The 15,789-nt window shown below is 48.4% G+C and carries 16 protein-coding genes and 1 pseudogene; 16 read left to right on the plus strand and 1 reads right to left on the minus strand.

Annotated features, from left to right (window positions below):
* Positions 1 to 86 precede the first annotated feature (86 nt).
* From PGN_RS03045 to PGN_RS03090, 11 genes and pseudogenes are all read left to right on the plus strand, one after another.
* Positions 87 to 950, plus strand: a complete 864-nt coding sequence (locus PGN_RS03045; RefSeq protein ID WP_012457665.1) for a sigma-70 family RNA polymerase sigma factor — start codon at positions 87 to 89, stop codon at positions 948 to 950.
* A gap of 96 nt (positions 951 to 1,046) precedes the next feature.
* A complete protein-coding gene (rpsF, locus tag PGN_RS03050; RefSeq protein WP_004585132.1) occupies positions 1,047 to 1,400 on the plus strand; it encodes a 30S ribosomal protein S6 in 354 nt (117 codons plus the stop codon).
* Positions 1,401 to 1,403: 3 nt separating this feature from the next.
* The gene (gene rpsR / locus PGN_RS03055) at positions 1,404 to 1,676 is read left to right on the plus strand and encodes a 30S ribosomal protein S18 (protein WP_004585133.1); all 273 of its coding nucleotides are present in this window, start codon (positions 1,404 to 1,406) and stop codon (positions 1,674 to 1,676) included.
* A 24-nt stretch (positions 1,677 to 1,700) separates the two neighbouring features.
* A complete protein-coding gene (gene rplI, locus PGN_RS03060; RefSeq protein ID WP_012457666.1) occupies positions 1,701 to 2,240 on the plus strand; it encodes a 50S ribosomal protein L9 in 540 nt (179 codons plus the stop codon).
* Between the two features lie 275 nt (positions 2,241 to 2,515).
* Complete coding sequence (locus tag PGN_RS03065; protein ID WP_012457667.1) at positions 2,516 to 4,471, plus strand: LptF/LptG family permease; 1,956 nt, start codon at positions 2,516 to 2,518, stop codon at positions 4,469 to 4,471.
* A 2-nt stretch (positions 4,472 to 4,473) separates the two neighbouring features.
* Positions 4,474 to 5,691, plus strand: coding sequence for a bifunctional 3,4-dihydroxy-2-butanone-4-phosphate synthase/GTP cyclohydrolase II (locus PGN_RS03070; RefSeq protein ID WP_004585136.1), 1,218 nt, complete (start codon positions 4,474 to 4,476; stop codon positions 5,689 to 5,691).
* 480 nt (positions 5,692 to 6,171) lie between these two features.
* On the plus strand, positions 6,172 to 7,257 hold the full coding sequence (locus tag PGN_RS03075; protein ID WP_012457668.1) for an IS5 family transposase: 1,086 nt from the start codon (positions 6,172 to 6,174) through the stop codon (positions 7,255 to 7,257).
* Positions 7,258 to 7,260: 3 nt separating this feature from the next.
* A pseudogene (locus PGN_RS12145) lies at positions 7,261 to 7,453 on the plus strand (hypothetical protein).
* A 10-nt stretch (positions 7,454 to 7,463) separates the two neighbouring features.
* Positions 7,464 to 8,456, plus strand: coding sequence for a type IX secretion system protein PorQ (gene porQ / locus PGN_RS03080; RefSeq protein ID WP_043876356.1), 993 nt, complete (start codon positions 7,464 to 7,466; stop codon positions 8,454 to 8,456).
* Positions 8,457 to 8,485: 29 nt separating this feature from the next.
* Positions 8,486 to 9,181: a (d)CMP kinase gene (gene cmk, locus PGN_RS03085; protein WP_004585139.1), complete on the plus strand. Its 696-nt coding sequence runs from the start codon at positions 8,486 to 8,488 to the stop codon at positions 9,179 to 9,181.
* Positions 9,178 to 10,047: a 4-hydroxy-3-methylbut-2-enyl diphosphate reductase gene (locus PGN_RS03090; protein ID WP_012457670.1), complete on the plus strand. Its 870-nt coding sequence runs from the start codon at positions 9,178 to 9,180 to the stop codon at positions 10,045 to 10,047. Before cmk ends, PGN_RS03090 begins: the two co-directional genes overlap by 4 nt.
* Here the strand turns inward: PGN_RS03090 and PGN_RS03095 are convergent.
* On the minus strand, positions 10,031 to 11,086 hold the full coding sequence (locus PGN_RS03095) for an endonuclease/exonuclease/phosphatase family protein (protein WP_012457671.1): 1,056 nt from the start codon (positions 11,084 to 11,086) through the stop codon (positions 10,031 to 10,033). The two genes, PGN_RS03090 and PGN_RS03095, sit on opposite strands and share 17 nt — an antisense overlap.
* Before the next feature lie 249 nt (positions 11,087 to 11,335).
* On the opposite strand from PGN_RS03095, the gene PGN_RS03105 reads away from it, so the two are divergent.
* The 5 genes from PGN_RS03105 (at position 11,336) to PGN_RS03125 (ending at position 15,727) form a co-directional block, all read left to right on the plus strand.
* On the plus strand, positions 11,336 to 11,830 hold the full coding sequence (locus PGN_RS03105; protein WP_021662541.1) for a hypothetical protein: 495 nt from the start codon (positions 11,336 to 11,338) through the stop codon (positions 11,828 to 11,830).
* Positions 11,831 to 12,932: 1,102 nt separating this feature from the next.
* Positions 12,933 to 13,874, plus strand: a complete 942-nt coding sequence (locus tag PGN_RS03110) for a hypothetical protein (protein ID WP_012457676.1) — start codon at positions 12,933 to 12,935, stop codon at positions 13,872 to 13,874.
* On the plus strand, positions 13,871 to 14,074 hold the full coding sequence (locus tag PGN_RS03115) for a hypothetical protein (protein ID WP_012457677.1): 204 nt from the start codon (positions 13,871 to 13,873) through the stop codon (positions 14,072 to 14,074). Before PGN_RS03110 ends, PGN_RS03115 begins: the two co-directional genes overlap by 4 nt.
* A 26-nt stretch (positions 14,075 to 14,100) precedes the next feature.
* Positions 14,101 to 14,793 (plus strand): hypothetical protein, encoded by a 693-nt coding sequence (locus PGN_RS03120; RefSeq protein ID WP_231845239.1) that lies wholly within the window; start codon positions 14,101 to 14,103, stop codon positions 14,791 to 14,793.
* 7 nt (positions 14,794 to 14,800) lie between these two features.
* A complete protein-coding gene (locus tag PGN_RS03125; protein WP_012457679.1) occupies positions 14,801 to 15,727 on the plus strand; it encodes a T9SS type A sorting domain-containing protein in 927 nt (308 codons plus the stop codon).
* Positions 15,728 to 15,789 lie beyond the last annotated feature (62 nt).

The raw sequence follows: 15,789 nt of genomic DNA on the forward strand, positions 1-15,789 counted from the left end.
AGATCGAGAGAGGAGCGATTGTATTTTTCCGATTACTAAGGATATTTACTATTTTTGCAAACCAAATTAAAGCGTAAGGAGCAAGAATGAGGCAACTTAAAATTTCCAAGTCGATCACGAATCGTGAAAGCGCGTCTCTGGACAAGTATCTGCAGGAGATCGGTCGCGAGGACCTGATCTCGGTCGAAGAAGAAGTAGAGTTGGCGCAAGCCATTAAACGCGGTGATCGCAAAGCTCTTGAAAAGCTGACTCGTGCCAATCTTCGTTTCGTAGTATCCGTAGCCAAACAATACCAGAATCAGGGTCTCAGTTTGCCGGACTTGATCAATGAAGGAAACCTCGGATTGATCAAAGCGGCAGAGAAATTCGACGAAACGCGCGGTTTTAAGTTTATCTCGTATGCCGTATGGTGGATCCGCCAGTCCATCCTGCAAGCATTGGCCGAGCAGTCTCGTATCGTCCGCCTGCCACTGAATCAGGTGGGAACACTCAACAAGATCATCAAGGCCCAGCAGAAATTCGAGCAGGAGAATGAGCGTCGCCCCTCATCAGCAGAGTTGGCTAAGGAGCTGGACATTGCAGAAGACAAAATTGCCGATACGATGAAAGTATCCGGACGGCATATCTCTGTGGATGCTCCTTTCGTGGAAGGTGAAGACAACAGCCTGCTGGATGTACTCGTCAATGAGGATACCCCCAATACGGACAAGTCGCTGATCAATGAATCGCTGGCCGTTGAGATAGAAAGAGCTTTGTCCACACTGACGGAGCGCGAAGCAGAGATCGTGAAGCTGTTCTTCGGCATTGCCGGCTGTCAAGAGATGACACTGGAAGAAATCGGCGACAAATTCGGTCTCACCCGCGAACGCGTCCGTCAGATAAAAGAGAAGGCTATTCGCCGTTTGCGACAGAGCAACGAGTGCAAGAATCTGAAAGGTTATCTCGGCTAACGCCCGATAGCCACAAAATATTCGGGTTGCGTATTTGCACGAATGTGTGTACCTTCGCGGCCGAAATTATCGAATAATTCACATAAAGGTTTAACAATGAACAACTACGAAACCGTTTTCATTTTGACTCCCGTTTTGTCTGATGCTCAGATGAAGGAAGCGGTAGACAAGTTCACCGGTCTCCTCAAACAGGAAGGAGCCGTGATCGTGAACGAAGAAAACTGGGGCTTGCGCAAGCTCGCCTATCCGATCCAAAAGAAATCGACCGGCTTCTATCAGCTCGTCGAATTTCAAGCTAACCCCGATGTAATCGCCAAGTTGGAGACGAACTTCCGTCGTGACGAGCGCGTGATTCGCTTCTTGACTTTCCGTCAGGATAAGTTCGCAGCAGAGTATGCAGCAAAGAGAAGAAGTCTGAAAGCAAAAACAGAAGAAGTAAAGGAGGCGTAAATCATGGCAGCTAACAATCAAGGAGAAATTCGTTACCTGACTCCGTTGTCGGTAGACACAAAGAAGAAGAAATACTGTCGGTTCAAAAAGAGCGGTATCCGCTATATCGACTATAAGGATCCCGAATTCCTGAAAAAGTTCCTGAACGAACAAGGCAAGATCCTGCCGCGTCGCATCACCGGCACTTCGTTGAAGTTCCAACGCCGTGTCGCTCAGGCAGTGAAGCGTGCACGCCACTTGGCGCTTTTGCCCTACGTAACCGATATGATGAAATAATAAAAACAGACGAGGAGACAGAATATGCAAGTTATTTTGAAAGAAGATGTAGTCAATCTTGGCTACAAAGACGATATCGTGACAGTCAAGGACGGTTACGGTCGCAACTTTCTAATCCCGCAGGGTAAAGCAGTGATCGCATCGGAATCAGCCAAGAAAGTATTGGCTGAGAACCTGAGACAACGCGCTCACAAAATCGCTCAGATCAAGAAAGAGGCTGAAGAAAAAGCTGCATCAATGCAGGGCATCAGCCTGACGATCAAGGCCAAGACAAGCAGCACGGGCACAATCTTCGGATCGGTAACGAATATCCAGATCGCAGAAGAGCTGGCGAAAAAAGGCGTGGAAGTGGATCGTAAGATCATCGTCCTCAAGCCTGCCGTTAAGGAAGTGGGCAACTATACGGCTGTAGTGCGCCTGCACAAGGAAGTTACTGTAGAAATTCCCTTCGAAGTAGTTTCCGAAAATGAAACTATCATAGAAGCAAAGCCGGAAGGAGCTCCTGTTCCCGTAGCGGAAGAGCCGGCCGCTGAGGCAGAACAAGCAGAAGTTGCTGCAGAATAAGCACACTGAGATTGTTCCTTTTTAGCCTGTCCTCCAATGCTTGGATGGACATGGATAAAGGAATAACAGCTTTGTCAGCATTCGGAATAAAACGATATGAGAGGGTGGACCAAAACGCATAGTTTTGGCTCACCCTCTTCGGTTGTCCGGGACAATCGACAAATACAATCTCCGGAACAGAAGAAAAGGAGCACGAGAACGTGCTTCCCTGCTCATAGCTCAAGCACCTTTTTCTTACTTTTGTAGGGACTAACAAGGAAGCGCAACCCGCCAAGATGAAAAAACTACCGGTCAAGAGGCTCTACCTTTTCATGCTACAGACTTTTCTGCCACTCCTGCTGATGACTTTTGCCATCTGTTGGTTTGTAGTTTTGATGCAGTTTCTGTGGAAATATGTGGACGACATGGTCGGCAAAGGACTGAGTGCCATCATCTTGTCCAAGATGCTTTTCTACGCAGCCATGACCTTGGTTCCCATGGCACTCCCACTGGGTGTCCTGTTGGCTTCATTGATGACCTTCGGAAATTTGGGCGAACGCTTGGAATTGCTCGCCATGAAGTCGGCCGGAGTACCGCTCTATCGCATCATGAAACCTCTTTTCTTCTCTGTCGTAGCCATTGCTTGCGGGCTTTTCATCTTTCAGAACGATCTGATGATCCAGTCCCAAGTGAAATTCTACACGATCCTGTTTTCTGCGAGAAGGGCGACTCCGGAACTGGAAATTCCCGAAGGTTCTTTCTACAATGGTATTCATGGGTACAATCTCTTTGTAGCCAAGAAAGATCGCCGCACGGGAATGCTCCACGACATGATGATCTATGACCACTCTCAAGGGTTTGCCGATGCCCGGATTATTGTCGCTGACAGCGGCAAGCTGAAGATGGATGAGGGCAAAACATTCCTTACCCTCATGCTCCACTCCGGCGAAACGTTCCAAAATCTCCGCTCGCAACAGACGGAAAGCAATGCCCCCACACCATACATGCGCGAACGCTTCCGTACCAAAGAGATCGTCATCCCCTTCGATGCCAACTTCAGTCTGATGGACGAAGGAGCTATGCGTGGGGAATATGTGGGCAAGAACCTGATCCAGTTGCAACGATTCATAGACACTGTCACTCTCCGTGTCGATAGTGCTTCGTTCCGAAATGCGAACAATCTATATATCCAGACCTACAACGCCCGCTATGCGACATCGCCGCTTTCTCCTCTCGATACATCGGCAATTTCGATTGCCTACAGAACTAAAATAGAGCAGGCTGCCAAGGCAATACCGACAACGCTGGACAGCATAGAGAGCAGATCGACCCTTTCGCAGCGTTTGGAAGCCCGATCCGTAATGATAAACCGATTCGACACCTACATCGGCGAATGCATGATCATGAAAGAATCCACCGCATTCGAAAGAGACAGACGTATCTCCCATATGAGGGAGTGGCACACCAAGTTTACCTATCCGGTAGCCTGCCTGATCTTTTTCTTTATCGGTGCGCCATTGGGTGCTATCATACGAAAAGGAGGACTCGGCACGCCTATTGTGGCATCGGTGCTTTTCTTTGTTCTCTATTATATGGTAGATACCTTTGGTGTTAAGATGGCCAAGACCGAAGAGTGGCCTGTCTGGTTGGGAATGTGGCTGAGCACTTTTGTGTTAGTGCCGTTTGGCTTTTTCCTCACCTATAAGGCTACACGCGACTCCTCTACGCTAAATGTGGATACCTATGTGAACTGGATCAAACGTGTCTTCAGACCTCAACGGCTACGCCTGCTGGAAAGGAAAGAGCTTGTAGTCGAAGAGGCAGACTATGAATACGCTTTGGGTGAAATAGCCAATGTCCGCTCTGATGCACAGCAAATGCTCGGTTCGCGAATCATGAGCCGTCCGCTCCCCTTCATCTGGCTGTTTGGCGGTGATCTATCCTTACAAAAGGAACTCAGTACTCGCGTAGATACTATGGTGGAATACCTCCATAATACCACCGACAACCTCATTTTTGCCAAGCTGATGGATGTACCTCCGCTGCCCACTACTCTTTCGCACTGGTTACCCAAGGACAAACGATCGGGCATCGCTCTGGGACTACTCCTGCCGATCTCTCTCCCGATGCTTATATACCTCGGAAGCCGGCGCAAACTATTGAAAGAAGAACTGCATACGTTGATCAAGACGTGTGACGAATTGGAAGAAATAATCAACAAGAAAAAATACAAACCAAATCATATAAAGTAATGATGGAAGAAATCAAGCTGAATACTATTGAAGAAGCCCTGGAAGACTTCAAGGAAGGTAAGTTCCTGATCGTCGTGGATGATGAAGATCGTGAAAATGAAGGCGACTTTATCATCGCAGCGGAGAAGATAACGCCGGATAAAGTGAACTTCATGATGCACCACGGCCGCGGCGTCCTCTGCGCTCCCATATCCGAAGAGCGTGCTCACGAGCTGGAGCTGGAGATGCAAGTGCCGGACAATACCTCGGTACACGAGACTCCCTTTACCGTTACGGTAGACCGCCTCGGCAATGGCTGTACCACGGGTGTTTCCATGTACGACCGTGCACAGACGATTTTGGCTCTGGCCGATCCCAACACACGTCCGTCGGATTTGGGACGTCCGGGGCATATCTGCCCACTCCGTGCGCGCAGCCGTGGTGTTCTGCGTCGGGCAGGACACACGGAAGCGGCTGTGGATTTGGCACGTCTATGCGGCATGCAACCGGCTGCAGCCCTCATAGAGATTATCAATGAGGACGGTACCATGGCACGTTTGCCACAGCTATGGGAGGTCTCCAAGCGTTTTGGACTGAAGATCATTGCCATCAAAGATCTGATAGCCTACCGCCTCAAACAAGAATCCATCGTAGAAAAGGGTGTAGAAGTGGATATGCCTACCGAATACGGACACTTCCGACTCATACCTTTCCGTCAAAAATCCAATGGACTGGAGCACATAGCTTTGTTCAAGGGGACGTGGGACGAAAATGAACCGATACTCGTTCGTATGCACTCATCTTGTGCCACTGGCGACATATTCGGCTCTATGCGTTGTGACTGTGGCGGCCAATTACTGCAAGCAATGGAGAAGATCGAGAAAGAAGGCAAGGGAGCTATCATCTATCTGAATCAGGAAGGCCGCGGTATCGGCCTGATGGAAAAGATGAAGGCTTATAAGCTACAGGAACAGGGTATGGATACGATAGACGCCAACCTCTGCCTCGGACACAAAGCCGATGAACGTGATTATGGCATAGGTGCCCAAATTCTGCGTCTTTTGGGCATCAAGAAAATGCGCTTGATGACAAACAACCCGGTCAAACGTATCGGACTGGAAGCTTTCGGCTTGGAGATCGTAGAAAATATCCCCCTGGAAACTGCCCCAAATCGCTACAACGAGTTCTATCTGCGCACCAAGAAAGAACGTATGGGGCACGAGCTGCACAACATCAAATAAGAAGCGATTCCGCCTCTTAACAGGTTCTTAAAAAGGCCGTCGGACGTTTGTCATACGTTCCGACGGCCTTTCTCTTTAATCGGCGAAAGGCGATGTGCATGCGGTTCCCTCCTCTTTATCCGTTATGAGACTGTTGCACAATAACCTCCCACCTCCTTATATCGATCAAGACAGACACAAGCATTGATTCGACGAAGAAAGGAAGTATTTCATGCAATCTCTTCAAAGCTCAAGTATACCTCTGATGGAAACTTGGGGAAATTTCTGTTTGCTTGGTAGCCATATCTTGAGGTTTGATCTTTCCCGAAGACACTAAGAATCAGCTCTGCGGCAAAAGAGTTCAATGAAACTCCCATGCAACAGTCTCCGTTATATGAGACCTTTGCACGGCGATTGGTGTGTATTTTGCCTGTTAATTCATTGTATAATAGGGAGTTATTTTGTATATTTGAGTAGTAAAAACAGCATAATATTCCTCCCATGGCATACCAATTCAAGAATACCGATGAGCATGTAACATTTGCAGACGCACTCCTTTCAAAGCGTTATCGCAAAGCACAAAACGACTTCCTCAATCAGGTTGACAGGCTTATCGATTGGCGTCCGATCAGGACGCTGATCAACAAGAAAAACACGAAGCGACAAAATGCCATCGGTGCCCCGGCTTATGACGTGATTCTCTTATTCAAGATGTTGCTTTTGGAGACATGGTACAACCTCAGTGATTGTGCTTTGGAGGAGCGCATCAATGATTCAATCACCTTTTCCCGATTCTTGGGACTGAAGATGGAAGAGGTATCTCCCGACCACAGCACCATCAGTCGATTTCGTTCGGCACTGACAGAGTTGGGTCTCATGGACAAACTATTGGCGCAGTTTAACAAACAACTTTCGCGCCATCACATTTCGGTCAGGGAAGGGGTGCTTGTCGATGCAAGCCTTGTGGAGACGCCACATAAACCCAACGGAAGCATTACGATTGAAGTCGCAGACGACAGAGAAGACAATCGGAGCGAGGAGGAAAAAGAGGCAGAGGAGGATTATCAAAAACAGGTTGTCCGTCAGCGTAAAGGGACGGATGAAGAAGCCCGTTGGGTTTACAAACAAAAGCGTTATCACTACGGATACAAAAAGCATTGTCTGACCAATGTTCAAGGCATTGTTCAAAAGGTGATAACGACAGCAGCGAACCGCAGTGACACGAAGGAGTTTATTCCGCTATTGCAGGGTGCAAACATACCTCAAGGCACAGCCGTCTTGGCGGACAAAGGATATGCTTGCGGGGAAAATCGTTCCTACCTGCAAACCCATCACCTTCAAGACGGCATCATGCACAAGGCACAACGCAACAGGGCATTGACCGAGGAAGAGAAGCAACGAAACAAAGCAATCGGTCCGATACGGAGCACCATCGAACGCACCTTTGGCAGTATTCGCCGGTGGTTTCATGGCGGACGATGTCGATACCGGGGACTTGCCAAGACCCATACTCAAAACGTTCTTGAAAGCATCGCCTTTAATTTATACAGAACCCCGGGGATAATTATGTCCTCATCCGTAGGATAAGGCATAACCACCCTTGAGGAGCTCGTACAAGTAGCTCCTCAAAGGGGGGATTTACAACTACTTTCACTCCTTACTGCCACCCCTTTCACTCGCTCCTTTTATGCCAAGAACTCCTCTTCCCTCCATCTCCTTATTTTTCAAAGGTCTCTATATGTTCAATGATGGAAAAATGTATCTTTGCTCACTATCCACATAACCTTGTGTTCATGATTCGCAAGCATTTCGGTATCATTTTGGGATTTCTTTCTCTTGTGTTTTCGGCAGGTGCTCAACAAGAGAAGCAGGTGTTTCATTTTCTGAACCTTCCGGCTACTGCACAGGCTTTGGCTGCCGGAGGCAAAGCTATCACCATCGTAGACGACAATCCCGGACTGGCTTTTGAGAATCCGGCTCTGCTCGGATATGAATCCGGTGGCCGCGCCTTTCTTTCCTATTTATATTATATGAGTGGTTCGCATATGGGCAATGCCTGTTATGCCTCGTCCGTCGGAGAACGTGGCATGTGGGGTGTTGGCATGCGTTTCCTGAACTACGGGTCTATGCAAGGATACGATCAGAATGCGATTGCCACCGGCTCTTTTAGTGCTTCGGATATAGCTGTACAAGGATTTTACAGTCATGAACTGAGCAACCACTTCCGCGGTGGAGTCAGCCTAAAAGCATTGTATTCTTCTATCGAGACGTATAGTTCCTTTGGCCTTGGTGTGGATGTCGGTATCAGTTATTACGACGATGACAAAGGATATTCCGCTTCCGCTCTGTTCAAGAACGTAGGGGCGCAACTGAAAGGCTATAATGAAGAACGGGAACCGTTCGATTGGGATTTCCAGCTCGGCTTTTCCCGCAGTTTTATCAATGCTCCGTTTCGCTTGCACATCACGTTGTTCAATCTGAATCCGCACTATTTCAAGCGTCTTGTACCACGTGATCTGTCCAAGATGCAAAAGTTCCTCCGACACTTCTCGATAGGAGCAGAATTTACTCCTTCTGAGAAGTTTTGGGTCGGGTTGGGATATACGCCACAGATTGCACAGGATTTCGAGGTGGAAGGCGGCAACAAATGGGGAGGTCTTTCGGCCGGCGTCGGTTTCACTTCAGGTGTAGTACGTGTAGGCGTATCTGCTGCCACCTATCATCCTGCAGCTCTTTCGTTCATGTGTTCGGTAGGTATCCGTTTGGACGATAAGAGCATCTTCTAATACACCATTAACTATCAGCTTACTTTCTTATGACTGATCCGATCATTATTGCCATCGATGGGCATAGCTCATGCGGGAAAAGTACCATGGCCAAGGATTTGGCTCGTGCCATCGGTTATATATATGTCGATACCGGTGCGATGTATCGTGCCGTAACGTTGTACTCCATTCGCCGGGGGCTGTGGAAGGACGGAGTTCTCGATACAGAGACTCTGCGGGACGAGATGTCCGATGTCCGGATTACTTTCCGGCTCAATGCGGAGACGGGACTGCCTGAGACTTACTTGAACGGAGAGAATGTAGAGCAGGATATTCGCAGCATGGAAGTCTCTGCCAAAGTCAGCCCGATCGCCACACTTGATTTTGTACGCGAAGCAATGGTGCGTGAGCAGCAAGCCATGGGTAAGAGCAAAGGCATAGTAATGGATGGCCGTGATATAGGTACTACGGTCTTCCCCGAAGCGGAAATGAAGATATTCGTGACGGCCCTGCCGCATGTGCGTGCACAGCGCCGCTTGGACGAATTGCGTGCCAAGGGTGATGCAACCACTACTTTCGACGACGTACTGGCCAATATAGAAGAGCGCGACAGGATCGACTCCACACGTGCCGTTTCACCTTTGAGACAGGCTGAGGATGCTTTAGTGCTGGACAATTCTCATATGACCATTCCGCAGCAGAAGGCATGGTTGCTGGAGCGTTTTCAGGAAGTGACCGGTTCATGATTCCAATAGAAATAGACAGCGGATCGGGATTTTGCTTCGGTGTGGTGAATGCTATTCGTCATGCCGAGAAGCAATTGGAGAAAAACTCCGATAAGCTGTACTGCCTGGGCGATATCGTACACAATACGCTGGAGGTCGAACGGTTAGGAAAGAAAGGATTGGAGACGATCGATTACGATGCTTTTTCCCGACTGCGTGGGGCAAAGATACTGTTGCGTGCCCATGGAGAACCTCCCGAAATCTATCGGATGGCAGGAGAAAACGGGGTGACGATCATAGATGCCACTTGTCCTGTTGTACTCCGCTTGCAAAACAAAATCAAATCACGATACGAAGCCACGCGCAGCCTCGGCGCACAAGTCGTCATCTATGGCAAAAGAGGGCATGCGGAAGTAAACGGTCTGGTCGGGCAGACCGAAGGAACGGCTATCGTCATAGAGAGCGAGGAGGAGCTGGACAAAATAGATTACACACGTCCTGTCATTCTCTTTTCCCAAACGACCAAGAGCCTGGAGGGATTCGGGCAGATCATCGACAGCATCAGCACACGTATGCAGCCGGGTGTAACTTTCGAGCATCACGATACCATCTGTCGCCAAGTGGCCAATCGAATCCCGCATATCGGAGCTTTCGCCACAGCACACGAACTGGTGTTCTTCGTAGCCGGAGAGAAAAGCTCCAACGGGAAGGTACTCTTCGGGCATTGTCTGGCAGCCAATCCGCGCAGTATCTTTATTTCCTCCCCGGAGGTCATCGTGCCGGATATGCTGGTTCCTCTGCCGGCCAGCATAGGCATCTGCGGAGCCACCTCTACGCCCCGATGGCAGATGGAAGAGGTGGCATCGCACATCAAGGCTCTATTGTAAACTCGGCCGTCACCGGCAAGTGGTCGCTATATCCTCCTTTATAATGCATCCCCTGATAGGTGCGATTGGGTGCGATACGCGCCACATTGTACGGAGCGGAGTGTACCAAATAAGGCAGGACTACATTCTTGGCCGATCCGGTTCGGTAGCTGACCCGTGAATCCGGCTTCAGGAAATTGCCCGACACGATGATGTGATCCAACTGCTCCCATTTACCCTTATACAGAGTTGTCCCGGGAGGTATCTGAGAGAGAGGACAGCCCGAGAGGTTGTACAACTCCCCTGCTCCGGCTTTGCCGGCTTCGGGCAGAACCGTACCGGCCCGTAAGGTCTCGATCAGAGGGGATTCATCCGGATTGCTGTTCAGGTCTCCCATGATCAGAATGAAGGGATTGTGCCGGCGGCTTAGTATCTCATTGCATTTCGTTCTCAGCAGAGTGGCGGCATCGTGCCGATAGGCATCCGATTGGCGCACACCTCCTCTGCGAGAGGGGAAGTGGCAGACGAATACATCCAGCGTGTCGCCGCCGGCCAATCGCCCCTGTGCATGCAGGATATTCCTCGTTCGTCTGTTCCTCTCGCCGCGAAAATGTACTCTATACTCTTCTTTGTGATCCAGACTGAACAGCTCCGGTCGATAGAGCAGGGCTACGTCTATGCCGCGCTTGTCCGGGCTGTTCGTCATCACGTAGCGGTAGCTCTGTTTGCCGAGGGGAGTACGGCTCAGCAGGTTGTTCATGACCGTATCATTTTCCACCTCTACAAGAGCCACCAGTGCCGGCCAATCGGGGCCACCTACAGCCTTGATCACCGAAGCCACCTGCTTGAGCTTGCGGTTGTAGCGGCTCTGCGTCCACCTCAGTTTTCCCTCGGGGAGAAACTCACTGTCGTCCTTGCCGATATCGTCGTAACAGTCGAACAGGTTCTCGACATTGTAGGTCATTACTCGGAATGAAACCGGCTTCGGATGAGGGGCGAAACCTCCCGATACGACAGCGATACCGATGGAGGGAATGATAGCCTTCATGATCTTTTTCATCACCCCAAAGGTAGTGAGTCCTGTCCATTTATCCGGAGGTTTCGGTGGAGCCTTAGAGAGGCTTCGGAGAGCTAAGTGTTTGATAGATTGGCCAAAACGCTTATCTTTGCCGCTGTGGTTGCTTCTACAAACCCTTAGCGAAGGGTGGGCTATCACCTCGAAACCCTCCGAAACACGGGGGCTCAAGCTTGCCGGATCCGTCGCTCTGACGGGTGGTTGCTTGGGGATGTCTAACTATAACGGAATGGTATGAAATTAAAGAGGATACTTTCCGGCTCATTGGTCGCGGCAGCCTTGCTTTTGTCGGGTAGCTCGGCCACCTCTCCATCCGAAGCCATAGATGGCTTGGCAGTAGGGGCAGCGGTGCCGGAGGTAAAGTCTTTGGTCGTACAATCGGACGGCAGCTCAGAGGCTGCTTCGTACACGCTGATCCACTTCTGGGCGGCATACGATGGAGAGAGCAGGGCCGGTAATGTCCGATGGTCTCGTTATTTTGCCAAAAGACCCGACAGTCGGGTACGGTATGTAGGTGTTTCGATGGACAAAAACCTGTCGGTATTCACAAATACCTTGGCTTTCGACCAAATAGACTTGTCTGCCCAGCGACTGGTGGAAAATAGTAAACGCGATCAAATGCTCAACATCTATGGCTTGAAGATCCGTTTCCACAGTTACCTGGTGGACGCACATGGGATTATACGGGCAGTAGATCCGAATCCCGATCAACTGGAGACAATTCTCTAAGCCGGATCAGTCCGGCCTGTACAGACGAGGGTGCACCCACAGGGGGTGCACCCTCGTTCCGTTTCGAGGTGAATACATCAGTGCTGCCCTGCTTACCACTGCTGCCACCTTCTCCGGACGTATCCACAGCGGAGCCATCGGCTATCTCTCCCCAAAAAACTTCTTGAAAACACCTTCGAAAATTCAAAGAGACCACAAAAGGGTAGCTGTAAATACAATTACTCACTCAAAAATCATGCGCCAAAAAAGTTTTCAACAACGAAGACGAGTTTGGAACGATTCCAAATAAGCATCCGTGGAGAAGAAAAAAGCAAGGCAAAAGTGATGGGAAAATGGACTTTTACAGATCGAAATACCACTTAAAACAAGTGAGACAACGATCTGTATATAAAACATTTTCAATTTATATATAAATCGTTTTTGTTTTGTATATAAATCGTTTCCAATAAATATATAGATCGTAAATGATTTGTATATAAATCGCAGGCTCAAAAAAGCCTTTTCAGTAGCTGATATAAAAGAAGCACCCGCCGAGTTCTACGGAGAACTCCGACGGGTGCAGTCCGGATATGTATGTGGTGGGGCCTATGCCAAGATGCTATCTTACTGCATGTGATTTGAAGTAGATGTACGACTTTCCTCTACAATCTCGGATCGGATCGGGGGCTGTTGCTGTGCCGGAATATCCGAATAGGAGCCTGTTCGGGCTTGATGCCGGATGATCGGTCATGGTCGGTGGTTTATGGATGTGTGGCATACTAATATAATACTCTCTTTTTTCAGTTAATTGCTCGCTTCCAATACACGGGGAAATCCATTGTTCGGAGCAATGCTTTTCGGAAGGCAAAATTAGCCAAATCTTTTTTCTTCCACCAACGGCTATTGCACTTCAGGGTGTAAGCTGCATGATGCAATTTTTGGGGGAAATATTTGCATAATTTAAATTCATTTTCTACATTGTGGCCGAAAAACAACTGTATAGAAACCATCTTATGAAAAACGGCGAAAATCCACCAAGCACATTGGCGGCAGACTTGTAAATACAGAGTCACGTCGCACCTCTCCGTGAAAAATAATCAACTAAAATCATTTGAAGACAAATATGAAGATGAGAAAAACAATAATTTTCTACTTGTTGCTCGCCCTGTTTAGCTGTTCTTGGGCACAAGAAAGAGTCGATGAACGTGTGTACTCCGCCGGCACCAGTATCCTAACCGGGATTCTTGAAAAAGTGAAAGCACCGAATATGTATGGAGATCAAGAAGTATGGGGTATGGCTCGTGCAACCGAAGAGCACTACTTTGTGCTTCCTATTACGGATGACCTCACTCCCGTGCTCTTTCACAAACGCTTTACAAACGAACCCTACTTCGTCTCAGACGAAGGGATAACCGAGTTTTTCAAGTTTGCCCAAGAGGGTGATATGATTGAAGTAGAGGGTGTATTTGAGTTTATGGGTTTCGAGCTTTTGTACTATCGTTTTGTGCCGACAAGGATTACCTCCTATAATGCTCCCATTGAAGGTGTTGTGAGCAAGACGGGAAATCCTGCTTTTACAATCCCGATGCTCCCGGGGGTTTCTGATTGCATAGAAATCTCAAACAACCGCAAAGTCTTTCTGACCAATCAATTAGGGGTTGTAAACATCACTGACGGGATGGGACCTCCGATTATTGCCGGAGTCTCTGCTTCCTATGGATCTTCCGTCCGGGTGTATGGTCATGTCTCACAGCGGTGGGACATCATAGGCCATTGCTATTTGGATATCTACCCAACCAATTGCTATCCGCTCAGCACGAAACCCGTTGCAGGAGACGATGAGGTTTTCGTCAAACAACAAGGCAGGCAAATAGAGATCGATAGCAACAGTCCCATAGTCCAAGTGGTCGCCTACGATCTTGAGGGGAAAAGTGTTTTTCGCAAAAGAATGACCGAAAATGCTTATACCCTATCCTTTAGAGCACCCATGCTCGGCTTTATGACCATCATGATCGAAACGCAAAATTCGATTACCAACAAGAAACTTAACATTACACAGCGATGAAACGAATAATTTTATTGCTTAGCGCGCTTTGTCTCTATGCGGCACCTTATGTACAAGCGCAGAATGAAGGTTCAGATGCTTATTATCAACAAATGTTTGAACTAATCCGCTCCGACTTCGAACGGGATATGCTCTTGCCACAAGTGACCTCAGTAACACTTCCGTCCGGACCGCTCTCTGTGGTAAAGATTTCTATATGATTTTGGCTCTTAACTAAAAGTTTATGATGAAAAAAGCATTTGTTTTCGTACTACTGGTTTGCCTATTCTCCTCGTTCAGCAGTTCCGCCCAAACAACGACGAACAGTAGCCGGAGTTATTTTACAGGACGAATCGAGAAGGTGAGTTTGAACTTAGGGGTCCCCCCCGTAAGCACAGAGATTTGGGGAATGACCCATGATGCGAACGGTCTCCCTTTCGAAATACCTATCTCTTTCAGTCGTTTCATCCGTCGGGACGACGTAACCACAACCACAGAGTATTACATAGCGAATAACGAGGCGACCCTGAATGAGTGGTGCGACTATGCACAGTCTGGCGGCATCGTGAGGGTAGAAGGTCGTTTTTGGAAAATGACTTACAACATACCAACCTACAATGCAGTCTGCACCCGGATTACATTCGAAAATCAAGAAATAGAAGGAACGATCGTCTTGATACCCAAACCCAAAGTCTCGCTGCCTCATGTGTCGGAATCGGTGCCTTGCATCCGAACCGAAGCCGGGAGGGAATTTATCCTTTGCGAAGAAGACGACACCTTTGTGTCTCACGATGGTAACGAAGTAATGATAGGCGGTAAACCTTTCTTGCTCAATACCAACGTAAAGATTGTGGGGGACGTATCCCAAAAGTATGCCGTGGGCGTAGGAGAAATTCGATTCCTGCAGATTTGTGCCAAAACAGTATCACAACAAAAATGAACACAAGATGAAACAAACAATACTCGGCATACAGCTACCGCAATGGACAAGGATTTGGCTTTCATTTTTCATGATTGCAGGATGTACAGTAGCATTATCGGGGCAATCGCAATCGAGAGGATACGCAACGACCGGCATCTTAGAGCCTGTTATGTTGCCCGACACAGTCCCGGTCGATTATCACTCGGTCTGGGGGATGGTCTGTGATGCACAACTGAATGCCTTTGACAAGCCGATAGCCTTTAGGCCTCCGCATAGTATCCATTATTATCCTACAGCTTATTATGGGGGGTTAAGGGAGTTCTGTCCATACGCCAAGTTGGGCGATATGCTCATTACAGAAGGTCGTTTCCATGAATTCGATGCCTACTATGAACTGATGTGCACACGCATCACTCTCCCCAATCGAACTTTCGAGGGAGTGGTTACCGAGATCCCTATGCCGCAATTTACGTATCCGGAAGTGACAGCGACTATTGTTTGCGTAAAAGACGACAGCGGCTTCGAGATCGCAATCAAAGATGACGAAGGCAACTTTATCAGTAGTGAAAACGGAGAAGTAATGATAGCCGGAAACTCCTATCCCCTCCAAACGCGCGTCAGGGTAGAGGGAGACATTGTGCAGGATTATCAGCTGAAGTATCCCATTATCTTCTATAGCACGGTTGCCAAATCATGCCATACGACAGACAGCCAAACAGTTGTACCTTCGTCGGACGATATAAACGTCTACGTCCAAGGAACGACCATCGGCATCAAGGCAGAAAAACAGATCAAATCGGTCTATATTTATGATATGGCAGGACGGATGCTTTTTGCCACGAGTCAGACACAGGGCAGAGAATTTTGTATCGACTTAATGACGAAAGGCCATGTTCTCGTCACTGTTTTGTTCGCAGATAATACACAGACATCTAAGAACATCATCCTGTAAGATGGGTATCGTCAGCTGAAAAACTCTATCAAGAGATATCTTTGGAATCCGATTGACGCCGA

The sequence above is a fragment of the Porphyromonas gingivalis ATCC 33277 genome (assembly GCF_000010505.1).
Lineage (GTDB): Bacteria > Bacteroidota > Bacteroidia > Bacteroidales > Porphyromonadaceae > Porphyromonas > Porphyromonas gingivalis.